At 71.7% G+C, this 21,380-nt stretch carries 17 protein-coding genes; 5 read left to right on the plus strand and 12 right to left on the minus strand.

Features of this window, described 5'->3' with window-relative positions:
- Window positions 1-185 precede the first annotated feature (185 nt).
- The 3 genes from FB157_RS40540 to bldG form a co-directional block, all read right to left on the minus strand.
- On the minus strand, window positions 186-2,591 hold the full coding sequence (locus FB157_RS40540; protein WP_145885862.1) for a sodium-translocating pyrophosphatase: 2,406 nt from the start codon (window positions 2,589-2,591) through the stop codon (window positions 186-188).
- Between the two features lie 311 nt (window positions 2,592-2,902).
- On the minus strand, window positions 2,903-3,340 hold the full coding sequence (locus tag FB157_RS40545) for an ATP-binding protein (protein WP_145885864.1): 438 nt from the start codon (window positions 3,338-3,340) through the stop codon (window positions 2,903-2,905).
- A 157-nt stretch (window positions 3,341-3,497) separates the two neighbouring features.
- Window positions 3,498-3,839, minus strand: a complete 342-nt coding sequence (gene bldG / locus FB157_RS40550; RefSeq protein WP_010986038.1) for an anti-sigma factor antagonist BldG — start codon at window positions 3,837-3,839, stop codon at window positions 3,498-3,500.
- Between the two features lie 82 nt (window positions 3,840-3,921).
- Between bldG and FB157_RS40555 the strand changes: the two genes are divergently transcribed.
- Window positions 3,922-6,390, plus strand: coding sequence for a DEAD/DEAH box helicase (locus FB157_RS40555; RefSeq protein WP_186581903.1), 2,469 nt, complete (start codon window positions 3,922-3,924; stop codon window positions 6,388-6,390).
- Here the strand turns inward: FB157_RS40555 and FB157_RS40560 are convergent.
- From FB157_RS40560 to ssd, 7 genes are all read right to left on the minus strand, one after another.
- Window positions 6,341-7,057 (minus strand): Rv3654c family TadE-like protein, encoded by a 717-nt coding sequence (locus FB157_RS40560; RefSeq protein ID WP_398948046.1) that lies wholly within the window; start codon window positions 7,055-7,057, stop codon window positions 6,341-6,343. The two genes, FB157_RS40555 and FB157_RS40560, sit on opposite strands and share 50 nt — an antisense overlap.
- The gene (locus FB157_RS40565; RefSeq protein ID WP_261386854.1) at window positions 7,054-7,416 is read right to left on the minus strand and encodes a TadE family type IV pilus minor pilin; all 363 of its coding nucleotides are present in this window, start codon (window positions 7,414-7,416) and stop codon (window positions 7,054-7,056) included. Before FB157_RS40565 ends, FB157_RS40560 begins: the two co-directional genes overlap by 4 nt.
- Window positions 7,417-7,438: 22 nt before the next feature.
- A complete protein-coding gene (locus FB157_RS40570) occupies window positions 7,439-7,639 on the minus strand; it encodes a DUF4244 domain-containing protein (RefSeq protein WP_145885911.1) in 201 nt (66 codons plus the stop codon).
- 80 nt (window positions 7,640-7,719) lie between these two features.
- The gene (locus FB157_RS40575; RefSeq protein WP_145885870.1) at window positions 7,720-8,505 is read right to left on the minus strand and encodes a type II secretion system F family protein; all 786 of its coding nucleotides are present in this window, start codon (window positions 8,503-8,505) and stop codon (window positions 7,720-7,722) included.
- On the minus strand, window positions 8,502-9,347 hold the full coding sequence (locus FB157_RS40580; protein WP_186581907.1) for a type II secretion system F family protein: 846 nt from the start codon (window positions 9,345-9,347) through the stop codon (window positions 8,502-8,504). The genes FB157_RS40575 and FB157_RS40580 overlap by 4 nt, the downstream gene beginning before the upstream one ends.
- A 7-nt stretch (window positions 9,348-9,354) precedes the next feature.
- Window positions 9,355-10,560: a TadA family conjugal transfer-associated ATPase gene (locus FB157_RS40585; RefSeq protein ID WP_145885873.1), complete on the minus strand. Its 1,206-nt coding sequence runs from the start codon at window positions 10,558-10,560 to the stop codon at window positions 9,355-9,357.
- A complete protein-coding gene (gene ssd / locus FB157_RS40590; protein WP_145885876.1) occupies window positions 10,557-11,663 on the minus strand; it encodes a septum site-determining protein Ssd in 1,107 nt (368 codons plus the stop codon). Before ssd ends, FB157_RS40585 begins: the two co-directional genes overlap by 4 nt.
- 571 nt (window positions 11,664-12,234) lie before the next feature.
- Between ssd and FB157_RS40595 the strand changes: the two genes are divergently transcribed.
- Window positions 12,235-13,068, plus strand: coding sequence for an HAD family phosphatase (locus FB157_RS40595; protein ID WP_145885878.1), 834 nt, complete (start codon window positions 12,235-12,237; stop codon window positions 13,066-13,068).
- A 330-nt stretch (window positions 13,069-13,398) separates the two neighbouring features.
- On the opposite strand, the gene FB157_RS40600 is transcribed toward FB157_RS40595, so the two are convergent.
- A complete protein-coding gene (locus tag FB157_RS40600; protein ID WP_145885879.1) occupies window positions 13,399-14,223 on the minus strand; it encodes a Fic family protein in 825 nt (274 codons plus the stop codon).
- Between the two features lie 100 nt (window positions 14,224-14,323).
- On the opposite strand from FB157_RS40600, the gene FB157_RS40605 reads away from it, so the two are divergent.
- Window positions 14,324-15,304, plus strand: coding sequence for an ATP-binding protein (locus tag FB157_RS40605; protein WP_186581904.1), 981 nt, complete (start codon window positions 14,324-14,326; stop codon window positions 15,302-15,304).
- 3 nt (window positions 15,305-15,307) lie between these two features.
- Here FB157_RS40605 and FB157_RS40610 read toward each other — a convergent pair whose 3' ends face one another.
- Complete coding sequence (locus tag FB157_RS40610; RefSeq protein ID WP_145885883.1) at window positions 15,308-16,570, minus strand: hypothetical protein; 1,263 nt, start codon at window positions 16,568-16,570, stop codon at window positions 15,308-15,310.
- Window positions 16,571-16,903: 333 nt separating this feature from the next.
- Between FB157_RS40610 and FB157_RS40615 the strand changes: the two genes are divergently transcribed.
- Both FB157_RS40615 and acs read left to right on the plus strand, forming a co-directional pair.
- On the plus strand, window positions 16,904-19,219 hold the full coding sequence (locus tag FB157_RS40615) for a SulP family inorganic anion transporter (protein ID WP_145885885.1): 2,316 nt from the start codon (window positions 16,904-16,906) through the stop codon (window positions 19,217-19,219).
- A 114-nt stretch (window positions 19,220-19,333) separates the two neighbouring features.
- Window positions 19,334-21,289: an acetate--CoA ligase gene (gene acs / locus FB157_RS40620; protein ID WP_145885887.1), complete on the plus strand. Its 1,956-nt coding sequence runs from the start codon at window positions 19,334-19,336 to the stop codon at window positions 21,287-21,289.
- The last annotated feature ends 91 nt before the right edge of the window (window positions 21,290-21,380 follow it).

Below are 21,380 nucleotides of genomic sequence, written 5' to 3' on the forward strand. Positions count from 1 at the left end.
GCTCCCGGAATCTACACGCGGACCGGCGTTCTTCACATACCGAACGCCCCACTAGTCAGCTTTTGTGACTCTTTATGCAGGAGAGAGAAGGCTCACGACGTGGGCGGGCCCACACACGAAGCGGGCGGGCGGCGCGTCAGCACGCGCCACCCGCCCGCCCGTTGTGCGGGCCCGTTCCGGACGGCCTACGAAACCACCGCCGGATCAGCCGAGTTGGAGACCCGTTCGGCACCGTCGTCGTCGCCGACCGCGATGCCGCGCCGCTTGGAGACGTACACCGACACGACGATCACCACGAGCGCCAGGATCGCGATCGCGATGCGCACACCGATGTTCTTGTCGCTGCCGTAGGAGAACTTGATCACCGCGGGCGCGATGAGCAGGGAGACCAGGTTCATGACCTTCAGCAGCGGGTTGATCGCCGGCCCCGCGGTGTCCTTGAAGGGGTCGCCGACCGTGTCGCCGATCACCGTGGCCGCGTGGGCTTCGCTGCCCTTGCCGCCGTGATGACCGTCCTCCACCAGCTTCTTGGCGTTGTCCCAGGCGCCACCGGAGTTGGCGAGGAACACCGCCATCAGCGTGCCCGCGCCGATCGCGCCAGCGAGGTACGAACCGAGCGCGCCGACACCCAGGGTGAACCCGATGAAGATCGGCGCCATGACGGCGAGCAGACCGGGCGTGGCCAGCTCGCGCAGGGCGTCCTTGGTGCAGATGTCGACGACCTTGCCGTACTCGGGCTTCTCCGTGAAGTCCATGATCCCGGGCTTCTCACGGAACTGGCGCCGCACCTCGAAGACCACCGAACCGGCCGAGCGCGACACGGCGTTGATGGCCAGTCCGGAGAAGAGGAAGACGACCGCGGCACCCGCGATGAGGCCGACCAGGTTGTTCGGCTGCGAGATGTCCAGCGACAGGCTCAACGGCGCACCCGGCCCGGTGAGCTTCGCCCCGACGTCCTGCACGTTGGTCGTGATCGCGTCCCGGTACGACCCGAAGAGCGCCGCGGCCGCGAGGACGGCGGTGGCGATGGCGATGCCCTTGGTGATGGCCTTGGTCGTGTTGCCGACCGCGTCCAGGTTGGTGAGCACCTGCGCGCCCGCGCCTTCGACGTCGCCGGACATCTCGGCGATGCCCTGCGCGTTGTCGGAGACCGGCCCGAAGGTGTCCATGGCGACGATCACGCCCACCGTGGTGAGCAGACCGGTGCCGGCCAGGGCGACCGCGAACAGCGCCAGCATGATCGACGTACCGCCGAGCAGGAACGCGCCGTACACACCGAGCCCGATGAGCAGGGCGGTGTAGACGGCCGATTCCAGACCCAACGAGATGCCGGAGAGGACGACGGTGGCCGGTCCCGTGAGGGAGGTCTTGCCGATGTCCCGGACCGGGCGCCGGTTGGTCTCGGTGAAGTAGCCGGTCAGCTGCTGGATCACCGCGGCGAGCAGGATGCCGATGGCGACCGCGACCAGCGCGAGGATCCGCGGGTCGCCGTCCTTGCCCCGGATCGCCGCGTCGGTGACCCCGGCGAGGTCGGAGTACTTCGCGGGCAGGTAGACGAAGACCGCGACCGCGACCAGGACGAGGGAGATCACCGCGGAGATGAAGAAGCCGCGGTTGATCGCCGTCATGCCGCTGCGGTCGGATCGCCGCGGGGCTACCGCGAAGATGCCGATCATGGCCGTGACCACGCCGATGGCGGGCACGAGCAGCGGGAAGGCGAGACCGGAGTCGCCGAAGGCGACCTTGCCGAGGATCAGTGCGGCCACCAGGGTGACGGCGTACGACTCGAACAGGTCGGCCGCCATGCCGGCGCAGTCGCCGACGTTGTCGCCCACGTTGTCGGCGATGGTCGCGGCATTGCGCGGATCGTCCTCCGGAATGCCCTGCTCGACCTTGCCGACCAGGTCGGCGCCGACGTCGGCGGCCTTGGTGAAGATGCCGCCGCCCACACGCATGAACATGGCGATCAGGGCGGCACCGAGGCCGAAGCCCTCGAGCACCTTCGGCGCGTCGGCCGCGTACACCAGCACCACACAGGAGGCGCCCAGCAGGCCGAGGCCCACCGTGAACATGCCGACGACGCCGCCCGTGCGAAATGCGATCTTCATCGCGGTGTGTGAAACGGTGGTGAGATCCTTTTGCGGTTCACCGGGGCCGGGGGTCGCTTGCCGTGCCGCCGCGGCGACCCGGACATTGCTGCGCACGGCCAGCCACATGCCGATATAGCCGGTGGCCGCCGAGAACACCGCACCGATCAGGAAGAACACCGACCGGCCGGCGCGCTGATTCCAGTCGTCCGCGGGCAGCAGCATGAGCAGGAAGAAGACGACGACGGCGAATACGCCGAGCGTGCGCAGCTGCCGGGCGAGATACGCCTTGGCGCCCTCCTGGACCGCCGAGGCGATCTCTTTCATGCTGTCGGTGCCCTCGTCCGCTGCCAGCACCTGGCGCACCAGGACACCCGCGACCACGAGCGCGGCCAGGGCAACGGCCGCGATCACCGCCACGATGATCCGGTTGTCGTCGGTCAGGACCGCTGCTGCGAAGGTTGTGGGTTGGCCCAACTGATGAGGGGTAGAAAGCCCCGCCATTCGTCCTCCTTGACGCTTGGGCTGAGCTCAAGATGTGGACGGATTGTAGGTACCCGACCGTGATCTAAACAGGGCGCGGTAAACGGAATTGGCCTTCTTGTGCTCTTCAGCAAATGATCGAGGTCGCGCCAGGGAACCCGAAAGGGGTAATGCCTCAAAGGCATTGACGGCCACATTGATGCTTGATCGAATTATCAGGCTATCGATCGTGAATTCATTCACGAATTCCAGGGTCACCGGAAACGGTGCTGGAAGCAACACGAAGGGCCCTGCTCAGCAGGGCCCTTCGATGCGCTGTGCGCGGGGGTTGTTCAGGCGAGTGCCGCGGCCGGCGGGGCAGTGGGCCAGCTCATGCGGATCAGCCCACCGTTCTCGCCCGTGGTGACCTCCACGTCGTCCACGAGGCCGCTGATGACGGCGAGGCCCATCTCGTCCTCCTCCGCCTCCACGTCCGCGTCGGCGGCGGCACCGCCGGCCACCCTCTCGGCGGGGGCGGCGTGCGGGGCCTCGTCGCCGACCTCGATGGAGAACTGTTTCTCCTCCTCGATCAGCGCGACCTTCACGGGTGCCGTGATGGCGTTGATCTGGTGCAGTCCGACAGCACGCGAGCAGGCCTCACCGACGGCGAGCCGGACCTCGTCCAGGACGGCCTCGTCCACTCCGGCCCTGCGCGCCACCGCAGCCGCCACCAGCCGGGCGGTACGGACGTGCTCGGGCAGCGCGCTGAAGCGGAGTTCGACGGTGGCCATGCATCCCCCTCACGACTACGGGCGTGCGATCCGGGGGCGGGGCGCCGAGAGCCCACACCCCCTGATGAACTTCTTGGGCCCCGGACACACCGGCCCAGGGCGGGACCGACCGGCGCCCGGACCGATGGACGGTCCGGACCCGGCGATCGGCCCGCTGTCAGTCGGTGGCCGCCACCGCTTCCTCGACCGAGGTGTGGATCGGGAACACCTTGGTGAGGCCGGTGATGCGGAAGATCTTCAGAATGCGCTCCTGGTTGCAGACCAGGCGCAGCGAGCCCTCATGGGCACGCACCCGCTTCAGGCCGCCAACCAGTACGCCGAGCCCGGTGGAGTCGAGGAAGTCCACGCCCTCCATGTCGACGACGAGGTGGAAATTCCCGTCGTTGACCAGCTCGACCAGCTGCTCGCGCAGCTTGGGCGCGGTGTATACATCGATTTCGCCACCGACCTCGACGACCGTACGATCGCCGACGGTACGGGTCGACAGGGACAGGTCCACGGATCCTCCAGCACCTTGCTATCGAGCGGTCGCCCCTCGGGACACCTCGGCTTGCGGCCCCCGGGGCGCAACGCCAGCCGCGATGGCATTCAATCACTTACTGGCAGGCGTGCACGACGCCTTGGCTCCATTGTCCGCTACGCCAGTGACACACTCGGTGCCGATGGCCAAGAATCACCGACCCGATCGACCCCTGGCGGACCCGGCGTCCCGCCCGTCTCCGGGCACCGTTCTGGACCGGCTCGCCTCCGGGCCGAGCCGCTCCGCGCGCATCACTCATACGGAGCACTTGCCCCCGCGCGCGGGTCGCCATGCCGTCTGGCCTGATCGAATTCGCCCGGAAGTGATCGCGGCCGTTCAGGCGGGCGGCATCGCGCACCCCTGGGCCCACCAGGCGCTGGCCGCCGAGCACGCCCTGGACGGCGATTCGGTGGTCGTCGCCACCGGTACCGCCTCCGGCAAGTCCCTCGCCTACCTCGTGCCCGTCCTGACCGCGCTCCTGGACGGCTCGGAGGCCCCCAACGGCCGTGGCGCCACCGCCCTGTACCTCGCGCCCACCAAGGCGCTCGCGGCGGACCAGTGCCGGTCGGTGAAGGAACTTTCACAACCGCTGGGCACCGCGGTACGCCCGGCCGTGTACGACGGCGACACGCCGTTCGAGGAACGCGAGTGGGTCCGTCAGTACGCCAACTACGTCCTGACCAACCCCGACATGCTGCACCGGGGCATATTGCCGTCCCACCCCCGCTGGTCCTCCTTCCTGAAGTCGCTCAGGTACGTCGTCGTCGACGAGTGCCACACCTACCGGGGCGTGTTCGGTTCGCACGTCGCCCAGGTGCTGCGCCGACTGCGCCGCCTGTGCGCCCGCTACGGCTCCTCGCCCGTCTTCCTGCTGGCCTCCGCGACCGCCGCCGAACCCGCCGTCGCCGCCCGCCGGCTGACCGGCCTGCCGGTGGTCGAGGTCGCCGACGACGCCTCCCCGCGCGGCGAGCTCGTCTTCGCCCTGTGGGAGCCCCCGCTCACCGAGCTGCACGGCGAGAAGGGTGCGCCCGTCCGGCGTACCGCCACCGCCGAGACCGCCGACCTGCTGACCGACCTCACCGTGCAGGGCGTGCGCTCGGTCGCCTTCGTACGCTCCCGGCGCGGCGCCGAGCTGATCTCGGTGATCGCCCAGGAGCGGCTCGCCGAGGTGGACCGTTCCCTGGTCCGGCGTGTCGCGGCCTACCGCGGCGGCTACCTCCCCGAGGAGCGCCGTGCCCTGGAACGCGCCCTGCACTCCGGGGAACTCCTCGGCCTGGCCGCCACGACGGCCCTGGAGCTGGGCGTGGACGTCTCGGGCCTGGACGCGGTGGTGATCGCCGGGTACCCGGGCACGCGCGCCTCCCTGTGGCAGCAGGCGGGCCGCGCGGGCCGCTCCGGGCAGGGCGCCCTGGCGGTGCTGGTGGCCCGCGACGACCCGCTGGACACCTTCCTCGTCCACCACCCCGAGGCCCTGTTCGACCAACCGGTCGAATCCACGGTCCTCGACCCCGACAATCCCTACGTCCTCGCCCCGCACCTGTGCGCCGCCGCCGCGGAGATCCCGCTGACCGAGGAGGACCTGGACCTCTTCGGCCCCGCGTGCGAAGAGCTGCTGCCGCAGCTGGAGGCCGCGAAGCTGCTGCGCCGGCGGACGAAGGCCTGGCACTGGACGCGCCGGGAGCGGGCCGCCGACCTGACCGACATCCGGGGCGCGGGCGGGCGGCCGGTACAGGTCGTGGAGGAGGGCACGGGACGCCTGCTCGGCACGGTGGACGCGGGCGCCGCCCACTCCTCGGTCCACGAGGGTGCCGTGCATCTGCACCAGGGGCGCACCTACCTCGTCCGCTCCCTCGACCTGGAGGCCTCGGTCGCCCTGGTCGAGCAGGCCGACCCGCCGTACTCGACGGTCGCCCGCGACACCACGTCCGTCTCCGTCCTGGAGACGGACATCGAGGTGCCCTGGGGCTCCGGCCGCCTCTGCTACGGCTCCGTCGAAGTCACCAACCAGGTGGTCTCCTTCCTGCGCAGACGACTCATCACGGGCGAAGTGCTGGGCGAGACGAAACTCGACCTCCCTCCTCGTACGCTGCGCACACGCGCGGTGTGGTGGACGGTCACCGAGGACCAGCTGGACGAGGCCCGGATCGGCCCGGAGATCCTCGGCGGCTCCCTGCACGCCGCCGAGCACGCCTCGATCGGCCTGCTGCCCCTCTTCGCGACCTGCGACCGCTGGGACATCGGCGGCGTGTCGGTGCCGCTCCACCCCGACACGCTCCTGCCCACGGTCTTCGTCTACGACGGCCACCCCGGCGGAGCGGGCTTCGCCGAGCGCGCCTTCCGCACCGCCCGCGACTGGCTCGCCGCCACCCGGGAGGCCATCGCCTCCTGCGAGTGCGACTCCGGCTGCCCGTCCTGCATCCAGTCCCCCAAGTGCGGCAACGGGAACGATCCGCTGCACAAGAGGGGGGCCGTACGGCTCCTCACGGTGCTGTTGCGGGGGGCGCCGCAGGAGAAGCCGGACGAGGGCTGAGGGATGCGGCGTCCGGGGCGGCCGCCTCGCCCGGCACGGCGGACGGCAAGGGTCCCGGCGGCACCGGCCCCGCCGGCCCTGCTCTGGCCCTGACCTCTGCCGCGAACGGCCCCCGTCCCGACGCCGCCGTCACGTCCGAGGTCTCGCCCACGATCGCGCACCGCACCAGCCGGGCTCCCTGCGCGGCCGCCACCCGCTCCGCCCGGGCACAGGCCTCCGCACCGCCATCGGCCCAGTGGTCGGCTGCCGCGAGCGCCGCCAGATCCGCACCGCCGGCCGCCCGGTGCCGCACGACAACGGCCTGCCCGAGGGCCAGCACGGCTCCGAAGACCGCACAGAGCACGGCGATCGCCCCGAGGCTCCAGATGGTGGCGGACCCCCGGTCCGAGCCCCGGAGGCCCCGCCGGCCGCGCTTGCGGCCCCTGCCTCCGAGGTCCTCACGGCCGGGACGGCGATCCTCGCCACCACCGGGGTCCACACGGCCGTCGCGGGGCCGGCGCGTCCCGGCTCCACCCCTTGGGTCCCCGCGGCCGGGCTGGCGCTTCATGCTCCCGCCGCTCCGGTCCCCGCGGCCAGGATGGCGCCTGACGCCCCCGCCTCCCCGGTCCCCGAGACCGGGGAGGGCCGCGGATCCGGGGCCGGCCCCGAGCCCGGGCCCGCCCTTCATGGCCCCACCTCCCCAGCCCCCGCAGCCGCGGCCGGTCCCGTTCCGACCGCGTCCTCCGCCGCCGCCACGGCCTCCTCCCGTACCTCGAACGGCAAGCCGGTCAGCAGTGGCGGTTCGGCCACCACCGTCACGTGGATCTGGTCGCCCTCCCGGCCGACCGTCACCCGTGCCCCACGCGGGGCCGCCTCCTGGGTCACCTCCACGACCGCGCCGGGCGGGTCCTGCCGGGCGGCGGCCCGGGCGCCCGTGCGGGCGGCGTCCACGCACTGGATCTGCGCCGCCACCACGAGCAACGCCCAGACCAGCGCCATGGTGAACGCCACCAGCACCGACAGCACCATGGCCGACTCCGCGGTCACGAACCCCCGGTCCGCCCCTCGCTCACATCCGCGCACTGAGGGCTCGCTTCACGATGGCCTGCAGCTCCGCCTTGACCTGGCCGCTGGTGACGACCTCGTAGAGCAGCAAGGCGAACCCCACCGCCGCGACGATCCCCATCGCATACTCGGAGGTCACCATTCCCGCGTCCCCGCGGCACCGCTCCCGCAGACGTAGCCACAGTCGCACGGCCCTGTCCCGCATCTTGAGGTTCCGCACCTCGAACTCCCTTCGTTCCAGCTCTGTTGTCCGATGTCCGACTCACCCGCGACCTGCGCCGCCCGTCATTGCCCACCTCCTCCCACCACTCCGCCGGCCAGCCCGATCACCACGGGCAGCACGCCGATGGCGATGAACGCGGGCAGGAAGCACAGCCCCACCGGCGCGGAGACCATGACGGCGGCCCGGCGCGCCCGGGCCGTGGCATCGCGAGCCCACTCACCGCGCGCGTCCGAGGCGAGGCGGGCGACAGGCGCCGCCGCGGGCAGCCCCGACTCGTCGGCCCGCCCCAGCAGCCGGGCCAGCGAGCCGGCGCCGGGCAGCGCGGCCAACCGCCGCCAGGCCTCGGCCGGTTCGCCGCCCAGCCGCACCTCCGCAGCCCCCCGCGCCAGTGCGTCCCCGACAGGTCCGCCGAGAGCCTCCCCCACCGCCTGGGCCGCGATCACCGGACCGGCGCCGGCCGCGATGCAGGCCGCCAGCAGATCGGCGGCGAGCGGGAGTTGGCGGGCGGCCAGACCCGTGTCGGCCTCCTCCGCCGGGCTGTTCCGCGGCTGCCGGCGCCGCCATCGCCACAGTCCCGCGGCGACGCCGAGCCCCACGACCCCACCGGTGACCCCGCCGACCAGCACCCACGCACCGCACACCGCTCCGGCCAGCGGCAGCCACCGCCGTACCGCCGCGCCGACCTCGAAGGACGGTCCCGACTCGGCCGTCTCCAGGGCCAGCAGTTCGGCCGCCCGGCGCCGCGCCCGGCGCCTGCGCCGTGTCAAGTCCAGCCGCCGGACCGCCCAGCCGAGGGCCAGCAGGGCTGCCGTCGCCGTCCCCAGCCTGTGGACGACGTCCCCGCTCATACCGCCTCAGCTCCCCGCACGATCCGCCCCGCCCACCAGATCCCGGCCCCTTCGAACACCGCCCCGGCCACCAGGCAGCCCAGCCCGGCCCCGCTGTGCAGCAGCACCCGCAGCGGGTCGGCGCCCATGGCCGAGCCGAGGAGCAGTCCGAGGGCGGGCAGTGCGGCGAGCAGCAGTGCCGTCGCCCGGGCGCCCGCCAACTGGGCACGCAGGTCGGCCCGCTGGTCCCGTTCGGCGCGCAGGGCCGCGTCCAGCCGGTCGAGGCCGGCGGCGAGTCCGGCGCCCTGGTCCACGGCCACCCGCCAGCAGGCGGCGAGCCCCAGCAGCCCTTCGGCGCCCGGCCGGCGGGCCGCGAGGGCCAGCGCGCCCGGCACGTCCCCGCCGAACCGCGCCGCCGCGACGACGGCCGCCTGTGCGTCCCCCAGCCCGCCGGAGTCCCGCGCGGCCCGCAGCAGTGCCTCGGCGGGTTGCCGTCCCGCGCGCACCTCGCCGGCGAGCGTCCCGCACAGGCCGATCACCGCATCCGCGCACCCTTCCCGGGCCCGCCCGGCCGCTCGGGCCAGCCGCATCCGGCGCAGCACCGGCACCCCGGCCGCCCCCGCGACGGCCGGAATCACCGAGGAACCCAGCACGGCGAGCAGCAGCCCGGCCGCGAGCGACCACCACTCGGCACCCAACCTCCCGTGCAGCCGCCGCAGTTCGGCCGCGGCCTGCTCCCAGGTGGGCGGCCCGGTCGCCACCGTTCCGCCGCCGGCCAGCAGCAGCCGCGCCCGCCGCACCCCGTAGTGCCGCCCGCCCAGCAGCCAGGCCGCCGTCCCGACGCAGGCCGCAGCCGCGCTCATGGCCGTCTCAGTGCTCACTTCCGTCGCTCCTCTCGCTCCCGAACTCACCGCGCAGCAGCTCCCGCAGGCGTTCCCAGCCGCGCTCCCGGACGAAGGCCCGCTCGCCCCACCGCAGCGCCGGCACCGTCCGCACCAGCCCCGAGGCATCCCGCTCCAGCACGTGCACCTCGGCGATCCGGCGCCGCCCGGACCGGTCCCGTACGAGGTGGAGCACCACGGACAGCGCGGCCGCCAACTGGCTGTGCAGTGCGGCCCGGTCGAGCCCGGCCGCCGTCCCGAGCGCCTCCAGGCGGGCCGGTACGTCGGTGGCCGTGTTGGCGTGCACGGTGCCGCAGCCGCCCTCGTGGCCGGTGTTGAGCGCGGCCAGCAGGTGGACCACCTCGGGGCCGCGCACCTCGCCCACGACCAGCCGGTCGGGCCGCATCCGCAGCGCCTGCCGGACGAGGTCCTCCAGAGTGACCAGGCCGGCGCCCTCCTGGTTCGCCGGCCGGGTCTCCAGCCGTACGACGTGCGGGTGTTCCGGTCTCAGCTCGGCCGAGTCCTCGGCGAGCACGATCCGTTCGCCGGGCCCGACGAGGCCGAGCAGGGCGCTCAGCAGGGTCGTCTTGCCGCTGCCGGTGCCGCCGCTGACGAGGAAGGACAACCGGGCCGCCAGCAGCGCCCGCAGGATCCGGTCCCCGCCGGGCGGGACGGTGCCCGCCTCGGTCAGTTCCTCGAGGGTGAACGCCCGGGGGCGCACCACCCGCAGGGACAGACACGTGCAGCCGACGGCCACCGGCGGCAGCACCGCGTGGAGCCGGGTCCCGTCGGGCAGCCGGGCGTCCGCCCAGGGCCGCGCGTCGTCCAGCCGGCGTCCGGCCACGGCGGCCAGCCGCTGCGCGAGGCGTCGTACCGCCGCCGCGTCGGGGAAGGTCACCGGGGCCCGCTCCAGACCGCCGCCGCGGTCCACCCACACCCGGTCCGGGGCGGACACCAGGACGTCGGTGACGCTCGGGTCGGCGAGCAGCGGCTCCAGTGGGCCGGTACCGACGAGCTCGGACCGTAACTGCTCGGCTGCGCCGAGGACTTCGGCATCGCCCAGCACACGGCCCTGTTCGCGCAGTGCCTGGGCCACGCGCGCGGGGGTGGGGTCGGCGCCGCTCTCCGCCAGCCGTCGGCGGACTCCGTCGAGCAGGGCCGCGCCGTCGGCCCGGTCCAGCCCGGGAAGCGTCATCGCGCGCCTCCCGCCTCGACCAGTGCCTGCTCCCAGAAGGTGGCGCAGAAGCGGGCCAGGGGGCCGCGTCCGGTCGCACCGGGAGGTTTCGCGGCACCCTGAGGGCGCAGCAGGGCCGGTTCGACGGGTACCTCGCCGGCCAGGGGCAGACCGAGCAGCCGGGCCACCTCGCGGTCGTCCAGGCCGGGGGCGTACGGCCCGCGGACCGCCAACCGCAGGTCCCGGACGACCATGCCGACCGCCGAGGCCACCCGGCCCGCGGCCGCGATCGAGCGCAGTTCGGCCGGGACGACCAGGAGTGCCAGGTCGAGTTGGGCGAGGGCTTCGGCGACGCCGTCGTCCAGCCGGCGCGGGAGGTCGACCACGACCGTACCGCCACGCCGCCGGGCGGCTGCGAGCACCGCGCGCACGGCCTGGGGCGGGATCGCGACGCAGTCGCCGCGGTCCCAGCTGAGCACCCGCAGGGAGTGCAGCTCGGGCAACGACTCCTCCAGGGCACCGCCGCCGACCCGGCCGCGCGAGGCGGCGAAGGCCGGCCAGCGCAGTCCCTCGGCGCTCTCACCGCCGAGGAGTACGTCGAGTCCGCCACCCAGCGGGTCGGCGTCCACGAGGAGCGTGCGCAGTCCCTCGCGCGCGGAGGTGACGGCGAGCGCGCAGGCGAGCGTGGAGGCGCCGGCCCCGCCCCGGCCGCCGATGACCCCGACGGTGAGGGCCGGGCGGCCGACGCCCTCGGCGACGTCGGCGATCCGGTCGACGAGCCACTGCTCGCCGTCGGGCAGCATCAGGACGTGGTCGGCGCCGATCTGGACGGCCCTTTTCCACACCCCGGAGTCGTCCTGGTCGCGGCCGACCAGCACCACACCGCGCCGGCGCGCTGTCCCGCGCACCCGGCGGGCGGCGTCGTCGCCTACCAGGACGAGCGGGGCCGCTTCCCAGCCACCGCCGTGGTCCGGCACGCCGGGGTGGACCTCCGGTGTGGCGCCCGCGGCCGCGCACAGACGCAGCAGGTCGTCGAGCAGTTCGGCGTCCTCGGTGACGATGAGCGGCCGTCCCGGCCGGCCTCCGGTGGCGGGCGGCGGGTCGTGGGTGACGGTTCCGGTCACGTGTGGTCCCCCTTCGCTGTGTCTTCCGCGCAGCCTCTGCGGCCTCGCGATTCCCAAAGATGTGAAGAACCGGCAACCGGCCTCCATATGAACGGCCGATAGGAACCGGCCATACGCGCCCGGGCAATCAGAACCGGCCATGAACTCGCCGCGCTCGGAGCGCGCAGGAATCACGGTGCAACGAACCGGGAAATCGTGTGGATCTTGGTCAAAAACCGTGGACAACTCAGCGGTTGTGAATATCGCCGTCACTCATACCGGTGACCCCTGTGCGACTTCCACAGAGCAGCGCTGCGATTACCATGAGTAACGAAGTCTGGGCATGGCGAAGGGGCGGCCCATGCCGCCCACTACCGGCCTCGCGACCGTTGAAGAGAGAAGAAAACCCACCCGGACATGCGACGACCCCCACCGGGGGGGAGAGTGGGGGTCGTCTCCACGGCCGACTCGGGGGGGGGAGGAGCCGGACCGGGTTAGCACGGTCGCGAACGATCCGTGACTTCCATGGTGTACCCGAGAGCCCTCTCAGGCAAACCCACGCGCCCCACCTTACGCCGAATGGTGGGCGCCTATGCTCAGGGGCGTGGAAAACCACTCCTTGCCCCGCGCAGCAGCCTTCTTTGACCTGGACAAGACGGTCATTGCGAAGTCGAGCACGCTCACGTTCAGCAAGTCGTTCTACCAGGGCGGCCTGATCAACCGCAGGGCCGCACTGCGTACCGCATACGCCCAGTTCGTCTTCCTGATCGGCGGTCTCGACCACGACCAGATGGAGCGTATGCGCGAGTACATGGCCTCCCTGTGCCGAGGCTGGAACGTCCAGCAGGTGCGGGAGATCGTCGCCGAGACTCTGCACGACCTGATCGATCCGATCATCTACGACGAGGCCGCCTCCCTCATCGAGGAGCACCACACGGCCGGCCGCGACGTCGTCATCGTGTCCACCTCCGGCGCCGAGGTGGTCGAGCCGATCGGCGAGCTGCTCGGCGCCGACCGGGTGGTGGCCACGCGCATGGTCGTCGGCGACGACGGCTGTTTCACCGGCGAGGTGGAGTACTACGCCTACGGTCCGACCAAGGCCGAGGCGATCAGGGAACTGGCCGCGTCCGAGGGGTACGACCTCGACCGCTGCTACGCCTACAGCGACTCGGTGACCGATCTGCCGATGCTCCGGGCGGTCGGGCACGCGCACGCCGTGAACCCGGACCGCGCGCTGCGCCGCGAGGCCGTCGCGCGCGGATGGCCGGTCCTGGAGTTCCGCCGGCCGGTCCGGCTCAAGCAGCGGCTGCCCGCGTTCTCCGTCCCGCCCCGCCCGGCCCTGGTCGCGGCGGCGGCCATAGGAGCGGCGGCCGCCACTGCGGGCCTCGTCTGGTACGCCAGCCGACGCCGCGGCGTCACATCCTGACCGATTCACCCCCGTTTGAACCCTAAAGTAAAGAAGTGCAGGCAGGGGTTCCGCTTGCTTCGGGGCTGCAGTACAAAGGACTCAACGGCCCGCGTGACCAAAGGACATCCGAGAGGATCACCTACCACTACGCACTTGGCCCCACGGACCGCGTATGGGCATTGGGCACCCACGCGACGTCGACCCGTCGATTACGGGCCAGCCGCACCAGGTGACGGGCAAAGCTCCCGACCTGATGGGCGACATATCGAGGACGCTTGGTAACCCGGTGAACATGCCAGCGGCGGTACGAGAACTCGTACCGCCGCAACTCTTGTCCGGGAGGACTTCTCAGGCCGCCCCGCGCTGCAGCGCCTCGCACACCGCGGTGGACTCGCGCACGCCCAGTTCGACCGCCCGGCCGCAGTGGGCGATCCAGGCAGCCACGCCCTCGGGGGTACCGGAGACGTACCCGTCCAGCGCGGCGAGGTAGGAGGCGCGGCCGAGTTCGGCGTGGCCCACCTCGGCCGGGCAGACCGCCTTCGGGTCGAGGCCGCTGCCGATCAGGACGATCCGCTCGGCCGCGCGCGCCACCAGGCCGTTGTGCGAGGTGAAGGGCCGCAGCGCGAGCAGTTCGCCGTGCACCACGGCGGCCGTCACCAGCGCGGGCGCGGAGGTCCCCGCGATGATCAGGTCCGCCAGCCCCTCCAGGCGTCCGGACACCTCCCGGGCGTCCGGCAGCGGCAGCTCGATCAGCGGCTCGTCGACCGGCTCGCCCGCCTGGCGCGGCCGTCCGACCTCGTCACCCTTGTCCGCGGCGGCCACCAGGTGCAGCCGGGCCAGCACCCTGAGGGGCGACTGCCGCCAGATGGACAGCAGCTGGCCCGCCTCGGCCGTCAGCCGCAGCGACGCACCCATGACGCGCGCCTCGGCGTCGACGCTGAAGTCGGTACGCCGCCGCACCTCCTCCAGGGCCCAGTCGGCGCCGGACAGCGCCGCCGAACCGCGGGCACCGCGCAGCGCGGCCTCGGAAGTGATCTCGTTGCTGCGGCGCCGCATGACCCGGTGCCCGTAGACCCGGTCCACGGCCTTGCGCACGGACTCCACGGACTCGGCCACGCCGGGCAGCGAGCCCAGGGCTCCGAGCGGATCGGCGGTCGCGCCTGTCGTACTCATGAGTACGACACTACGCACCCCAGCCACCCACCCCACGAAGGAGTGGTCTTCTTCACTCCGACTGACACATACAGCTATCACCTGACTACCTTTGGTGAACATGAAAATTGCTTTCGTCGGAAAGGGCGGCAGCGGCAAGACCACGCTCTCCTCCCTCTTCATCCGCCACCTCGTGGCCGCCGGCGCCCCGGTGGTCGCCATCGACGCGGACATCAACCAGCACCTCGGCCCCGCGCTCGGCCTCGACGAGGCGGAGGCCGCCGCGCTGCCCGCCATGGGCGAACGGCTGTCGCTGATCAAGGAGCATCTGCGCGGCTCCAACCCGCGCATCGCCTCCGTCGCGACGATGATCAAGACGACCCCGCCCGGCGAGGGCTCACGGCTGGTCCGGGTGCGGGAGCCGAACCCGGTGTACGACGCCTGCGCGCGTCCGGTGGAACTCGACGGCGGCGCCGCCCGTTTGATGGTCACCGGCCCCTTCACGGACGCCGACCTGGGGGTCGCCTGCTACCACTCCAAGACGGGAGCGGTGGAGCTGTTCCTGAACCACCTCGTCGACGGCCCCGACGAGTACGTCGTGGTCGACATGACCGCCGGCTCGGACTCCTTCGCGTCCGGCATGTTCACCCGCTTCGACATGACGTTCCTCGTCGCCGAGCCGACCCGGAAGGGGGTCTCCGTCTACCGTCAGTACAAGGAGTACGCCCGTGACTTCGGCGTCGCCCTGAAGGTCGTGGGCAACAAGATCCAGGCACCGGACGACGTCGACTTCCTGCGTGCGGAGGTCGGGGACGACCTGCTCGTGACGGTCGGACACTCCGACTGGGTGCGCGCCATGGAGAAGGGCCGCCCGCCCCGGTTCGACCTGCTGGAGGAGGCCAACTCCCGCGCCCTGCAGACCCTCCGGACAGCCGCCGACGCCACGTACGAGCTGCGCGACTGGGAGCGCTACACGCGCCAGATGGTGCACTTCCACCTGAGGAACGCCGAGTCGTGGGGCAACGAGCGCACCGGGGTCGACCTGGCGGCGCAGGTCGACCCCGGGTTCGTGCTCGGCGAGGGCGTGGCAACTCCTGTCTGACGCCTACTGCTTGACCGCCGGCGCCCCGGGGACTCCCTTCGGCGCCGGAGCCTGGTGACCGGAGAGGAAGGACGCCCAGCCCTGCCGGGGCGCCTGGCCCACCTCCAGGGTGCGCAGCTTCGCCAGCGTCTGCGGATCCTGGGCGTCCAGCCAGTCGACGAGCTGGTGGAAGGAGACGCAGCGCACCTCGGACTTGTTGCACACCTCCTTCACGACCTCGTCGACGGCCCGCATGTAGGTGCCGCCGTTCCAGGACTCGAAGTGGTTGCCGATGATCAGGGGCGCGCGGTTGCCGTCGTAGGCCCGGTAGAAGCCCTTGAGCAGGCCGTCGCGCATCTGGTCGCCCCAGTAGTCGTACATGTCGGGGTCGCCCTGGGTCTGTGTGCCGGACTGGTTGACCATGAAGTTGTAGTCCATGGTCAGTTGCTCATAGCTGTGCCCCGGGAAGGGGACCAGCTGCATCGACACGTCCCACAGGCCCTGCTTCTTCTTGGGCCAGACCTGGTCGTTGACTCCGCTGGAGTCGTAGCGGAAGCCCAGCTGGCGGGCCGCCTTCGTGAAGTTCTTCTGCCCCTCCAGGCAGGGGGTTCGAGCGCCGATCAGCTCCTTTTCGTAGTCGAAGGGAAGCGGGGCCGCGTTCTTCATCGCGGTGTTGGTCTTCCAGTTCTTCACGAACTCCTTGGCCTGGGCGATCTCACTCTTCCACTCCTTCACCGACCACTCGCCGACCCCGCCGTCGGGGCCGCAGAAGTGGCCGTTGAAGTGGGTTCCGATCTCGTTGCCCTCCAGCCAGGCCAGCCGCACCTGCTTGAGGGTGTCGGCGATGCCCTGCTCGTCGTTGAAGCCGATCTCCGAGCTGCCCGGCGAGTGCTGGGGCGGCCGGTAGAGGTCGCGCTTCTCCTCCGGAAGCATGTACACACCGCTGAGGAAGTACGTCATCGTCGCGTGGTTCTCCTTGGCGACCTTGCGGAAGTGGGAGAACAGCTTCTGGCTGTCCTCCCCCGCTCCGTCCCAGGAGAACACCACGAACTGCGGGGGCTTTTCACCGGGCTTCAGCCGCTCGGGGCTGGGCAGGTGCGGTTGCGCACCGGTGAACGCGGTCGACCCGTCGCCGATCAGACGCAGCACGCTGTTGGGCGCCGGCACTCCTTTCTGCGGGCCGGACGACCCTTCCTTCGAGCCGCTGGAACTCGCGCAACCGGCGAGCGAGGCGGCGCACGCCGCGGCGACCATGGCGCCGGCGGCGATCCTCTGGTTGGCGGCCATGTTCCGCCCACCTTCTTCCTTCTCTCAGGCAAACGCTGGCGAGGGCGTTTTGTGGTGATGTGTCGGTTTATGCCGACAGCGCCGCCAAGGTCGCACGAGGCCGAGAAGGAATTAGTACGACAAGCCGATGAAATGCTCGCTTCACTCGCTGGAGTGAAGCGATGCGCCATTTGCTCCGAAAAGTTATGCAAGTCCTTTACTTCGCATTACGGTTCATTTACCAAGCACTGAATTCATCCCGCCGCTGCACGCCGTGACCCCATGGCCGCGACCCTGCCCCGACCCCGCGGGCACCCCCAGTCCGCGGCCGCGCCGCCCGGAGGAGACGGGACCATGCCAGCCAGCGCACCCCATCGCACTCACCACCCCCACCCGCCGCACAGCCCCCCGCCGGCCCCGCGCCGCCGCTTCCTCGTCGAAGGCACCGATCTGTCCGCGTCTGTCGCGGTGTTCCTGATCGCCCTTCCCCTGTCTCTCGGTATCGCCCTCGCCACCGGCGCCCCGCTCCAGGCCGGCCTGGTCGCCGCCGCCGTCGGCGGACTCGTCGCCGGCCGGCTCGGCGGCAGCCCGTTGCAGGTCAGCGGGCCCGCCGCCGGGCTCACGGTGGTCACCGCCGACCTGATCCACCGCTACGGCTGGCAAGCCACCTGCGGCATCACCGTCCTGGCCGGGCTCGCCCAACTGGGCCTCGGCTGCCTGCGCGTGGCCCGCGGGGCACTCGCCGTGAGCCCCGCCGTGGTGCACGGCATGCTCGCCGGCATCGGCGTCACCATCGCCGTGGCCCAGCTGCACATCGTCCTGGGCGGCAGCCCCGACAGTTCCGTCCTCGCCAACCTGCGTGACCTGCCTGCCCAGTTGGCCGGCCTGCATCCGGCCGCCGTGTCGATGAGCGTGCTGACCCTGACCCTGCTGCTGGCCTGGCCGCGCGTCCCGGGCCGCGCCGGCCGTCTGCTGCGCAGGGTCCCGGCCGCCCTGGTCGCCGTCGCCGGGGCCACCGCCACCGCCACGCTGACCGGGCTGACCCTGCCCCGGGTCGACCTGCCGTCCTGGAGCAGCCACGCCCTGGCCGGGCTGCCCGAGGGCCCGGTGCTCGGCATCGCCGCCGCCGTACTCACCACCACCCTGGTGTGCAGCGTGCAGTCACTGCTCGGCGCGGTCGCCGTGGACAAGCTGGTCGCCGCCCGGTCCGGGGCCCGGACCCGTGTCGGGCGCTCGGACCTCGACCGCGAGCTCCTCGGCCAGGGCGCCGCCAACATCGTCTCCGGGGCGCTCGGCGGACTGCCTGTCGCGGGGGTGGCCGTACGCAGTTCGGCGAATGTGAGATCAGGTGCCGTGAGCCGGAACTCCACGATGCTGCACGGCGTTTTCGTAGTAGTCGCCGCGCTGCTGATGGTCCCGCTCCTGGAGCAGATCCCGCTCGCCTCGCTCGCCGCCCTGGTGATGGCCGTCGGCATCCAGATGGTGTCCCTGCACCACATCCGCACGGTGACCCGGCACCGCGAAGTGCCGGTGTACGCCGCCACCACACTCGGCGTGGTGTTCCTGGGTGTCCTGGAGGGCGTGGCCCTCGGGGTCGCCGTGGCGGTCGCCCTCGCCCTGCACCGCCTCACCCACACCCGAATCACGTATGAGGAGAAGGAAGGAGTCCATCACCTACATGTACGAGGCCAGCTGACGTTCCTCGCGGTGCCCCGGCTCAGCAGAGCCCTGCACCTCGTACCCCAAGGCGCCTACGCCGTCGTGGAGTTGGACGGGTCGTTCATGGACCACGCGGCGTACGAGTCACTGCAGGACTGGCGGAGCGCCCACACCGCGCGAGGCGGTTCCGCCGAGCTGGCGGGCCGGCGCAGCGGAGTGACGACCGCCGACCCGGCCCCGCCCGCCCTGTGCCGGTGCCGGCCCTGGACACCCTGGCGCAACCACCGGGACTGCTTCGCCGGGCCTCCCTCGGCCCCCGCCGCCCCGGCAGCCCGTGAACTGGCCCGCGGCATCAGCTCGTTCCAGCGCAACACCGCCCCGCTGGTGCGGGCGGAGCTGGCACGGCTGGCACGGGAGGGGCAGCGGCCCGCGCAGCTCTTTCTCACCTGCGCCGACTCCCGGCTCGTCACGTCGATGATCACCTCCAGTGGTCCCGGCGACCTGTTCGTCGTCCGCAACGTGGGCAACCTGGTGCCACCGCCGGGCGAGGAGCACGGGGACGACTCGGTGGCCGCCGCGATCGAGTACGCGGTGGAGGTGCTCGGGGTCCGGTCGATCACGGTGTGCGGGCACTCCGGGTGCGGAGCGATGCAGGCGCTGCTGACCGCCGAGCCCGGTGGGCCGCAGACCCCGCTGAAGCGGTGGCTCAGACACGGGCTGCCGAGCCTGGCGCGGCTGGCCGGCGACCGCCGCGCCGGGCCCCGGCTGGCCGGGCGGGCGCCCGCCGACACGGTGGAGCAGCTGTGCCTGACCAATGTGGTCCAGCAACTGGATCATCTGCGGGCGCACGACTCGGTCGCGCGAGCCCTGGCGGGCGGTGCGCTGGAGCTGCACGGGATGTACTTCCACGTGGGCGAGGCGCAGGCGTATCTGCTCGGCAGAACCGGCAAGGTGTTCGAGGACGTGAAAGACGACGGGAGCGCGGCGGCGGAGCTGCGCAGTCCGGTGTGACCGGCGGCCCAGACAGGTCTAAACCAATTTGGCCGTCGACCCTTGTCATCGGACCCCCGCGTCTGATGAGCTGTGGTCTGGGACACAACGGACACCCTGGGAAAGGGAGATGTCGTGAGCAACGAAAGCCTGGCCAACCTCTTGAAGGAGGAGCGACGCTTCGCGCCGCCGGCTGACCTGGCCGCGCACGCCAACGTCACGGCAGAGGCGTACGAGCAGGCCAAGGCTGACAGGCTCGGCTTCTGGGCCGAGCAGGCCCGCAGGCTGACCTGGGCCAAGGTACCGTCGGAGACGCTGGACTGGTCGAACCCGCCGTTCGCGAAGTGGTTCAAGGACGGCGAGCTGAACGTCGCGTACAACTGCGTGGACCGGCACGTCGAGGCCGGGCACGGGGACCGCGTCGCCATCCACTTCGAGGGCGAGCCCGGCGACAGCCGCGCGATCACCTACGCGGAGCTGAAGGACGAGGTCTCCAAGGCCGCCAACGCGCTGCTGGAACTCGGCGTCCGAAAGGGCGACCGGGTCGCGATCTACATGCCGATGATCCCCGAGACCGCGATCGCGATGCTGGCCTGCGCCCGCATCGGCGCCGCGCACTCGGTCGTCTTCGGCGGCTTCTCGGCGGACGCGCTCGCCACCCGGATCCAGGACGCGGACGCCAAGGTCGTCATCACCGCCGACGGCGGCTACCGGCGCGGCAAGCCGTCCGCGCTCAAGCCGGCGGTCGACGACGCGATCGACCGGGTGGACAACGTGGAGCACGTGCTCGTCGTCCGCCGCACCGGTCAGGACGTCGCCTGGAACGCCGAGCGGGACGTCTGGTGGCACGAGCTGGTGGAGCGGCAGTCCGCCGAGCACGCACCGGAGGCGTTCGAGGCGGAGCACCCGCTGTTCATCCTGTACACCTCCGGCACGACGGGGAAGCCGAAGGGCATCCTGCACACCTCCGGCGGCTACCTGACGCAGGTGGCGTACACGCACCACGCGGTGTTCGACCTCAAGCCGGAGACGGACGTCTTCTGGTGCACGGCGGACGTCGGCTGGGTCACCGGGCACTCGTACATCGTTTACGGGCCGCTGGCCAACGGTGCGACGCAGGTCATGTACGAGGGCACCCCGGACACCCCGCACCAGGGCCGGTTCTGGGAGATCGTGGAGAAGTACCGGGTCACGATCCTCTACACCGCGCCGACCGCGATCCGGACGTTCATGAAGTGGGGCGACGACATCCCCGCCCAGTTCGACCTGTCGTCCCTGCGGGTCCTCGGCTCCGTGGGCGAGCCGATCAACCCCGAGGCGTGGGTCTGGTACCGCAAGCACATCGGCGCCGACAGGACGCCGGTCGTGGACACCTGGTGGCAGACCGAGACCGGCGCGATGATGATCTCGCCGCTGCCCGGCGTGACCGAGACCAAGCCCGGTTCGGCGCAGCGCCCGCTGCCCGGCATCTCCGCGACCGTCGTCGACGACGAGGCGAACGAGGTGCCCAACGGCGGCGGTGGCTACCTGGTCCTCACCGAGCCGTGGCCGTCGATGCTGCGCACCATCTGGGGCGACGACCAGCGGTTCATCGACACCTACTGGTCGCGCTTCGAGGGCAAGTACTTCGCCGGTGACGGCGCGAAGAAGGACGACGACGGCGACATCTGGCTGCTGGGCCGGGTGGACGACGTCATGCTGGTGTCCGGGCACAACATCTCCACCACCGAGGTGGAGTCGGCACTCGTCTCGCACCCGTCGGTCGCCGAGGCGGCCGTCGTCGGTGCCGTCGACGAGACCACCGGCCAGGCCATCGTGGCCTTCGTCATCCTGCGCGGTACGGCGTCCGAGGACGACAAGCTGATCGGTGATCTGCGCGACCACGTCGGCGCCACCCTCGGTCCGATCGCCAAGCCGAAGCGGATCCTGCCGGTGGTCGAGCTGCCGAAGACCCGCTCCGGCAAGATCATGCGCCGGCTCCTGCGGGACGTGGCCGAGAACCGCCAGCTGGGTGACGTCACCACGCTGACCGACTCCTCGGTCATGGACCTCATCCAGAACAAGCTCCCGGCGGCGCCGAGCGAGGACTAGGTGTATTGATCACGAGCGTTGTTGACACTGGGTCTTGATCATGGCGAAGACCTCCGGTGTGGTGGAGCTGTCTAGGAACGCACCACACGGA

The organism is Streptomyces sp. BK340 (genome assembly GCF_007827595.1).
Lineage (GTDB): Bacteria > Actinomycetota > Actinomycetes > Streptomycetales > Streptomycetaceae > Streptomyces.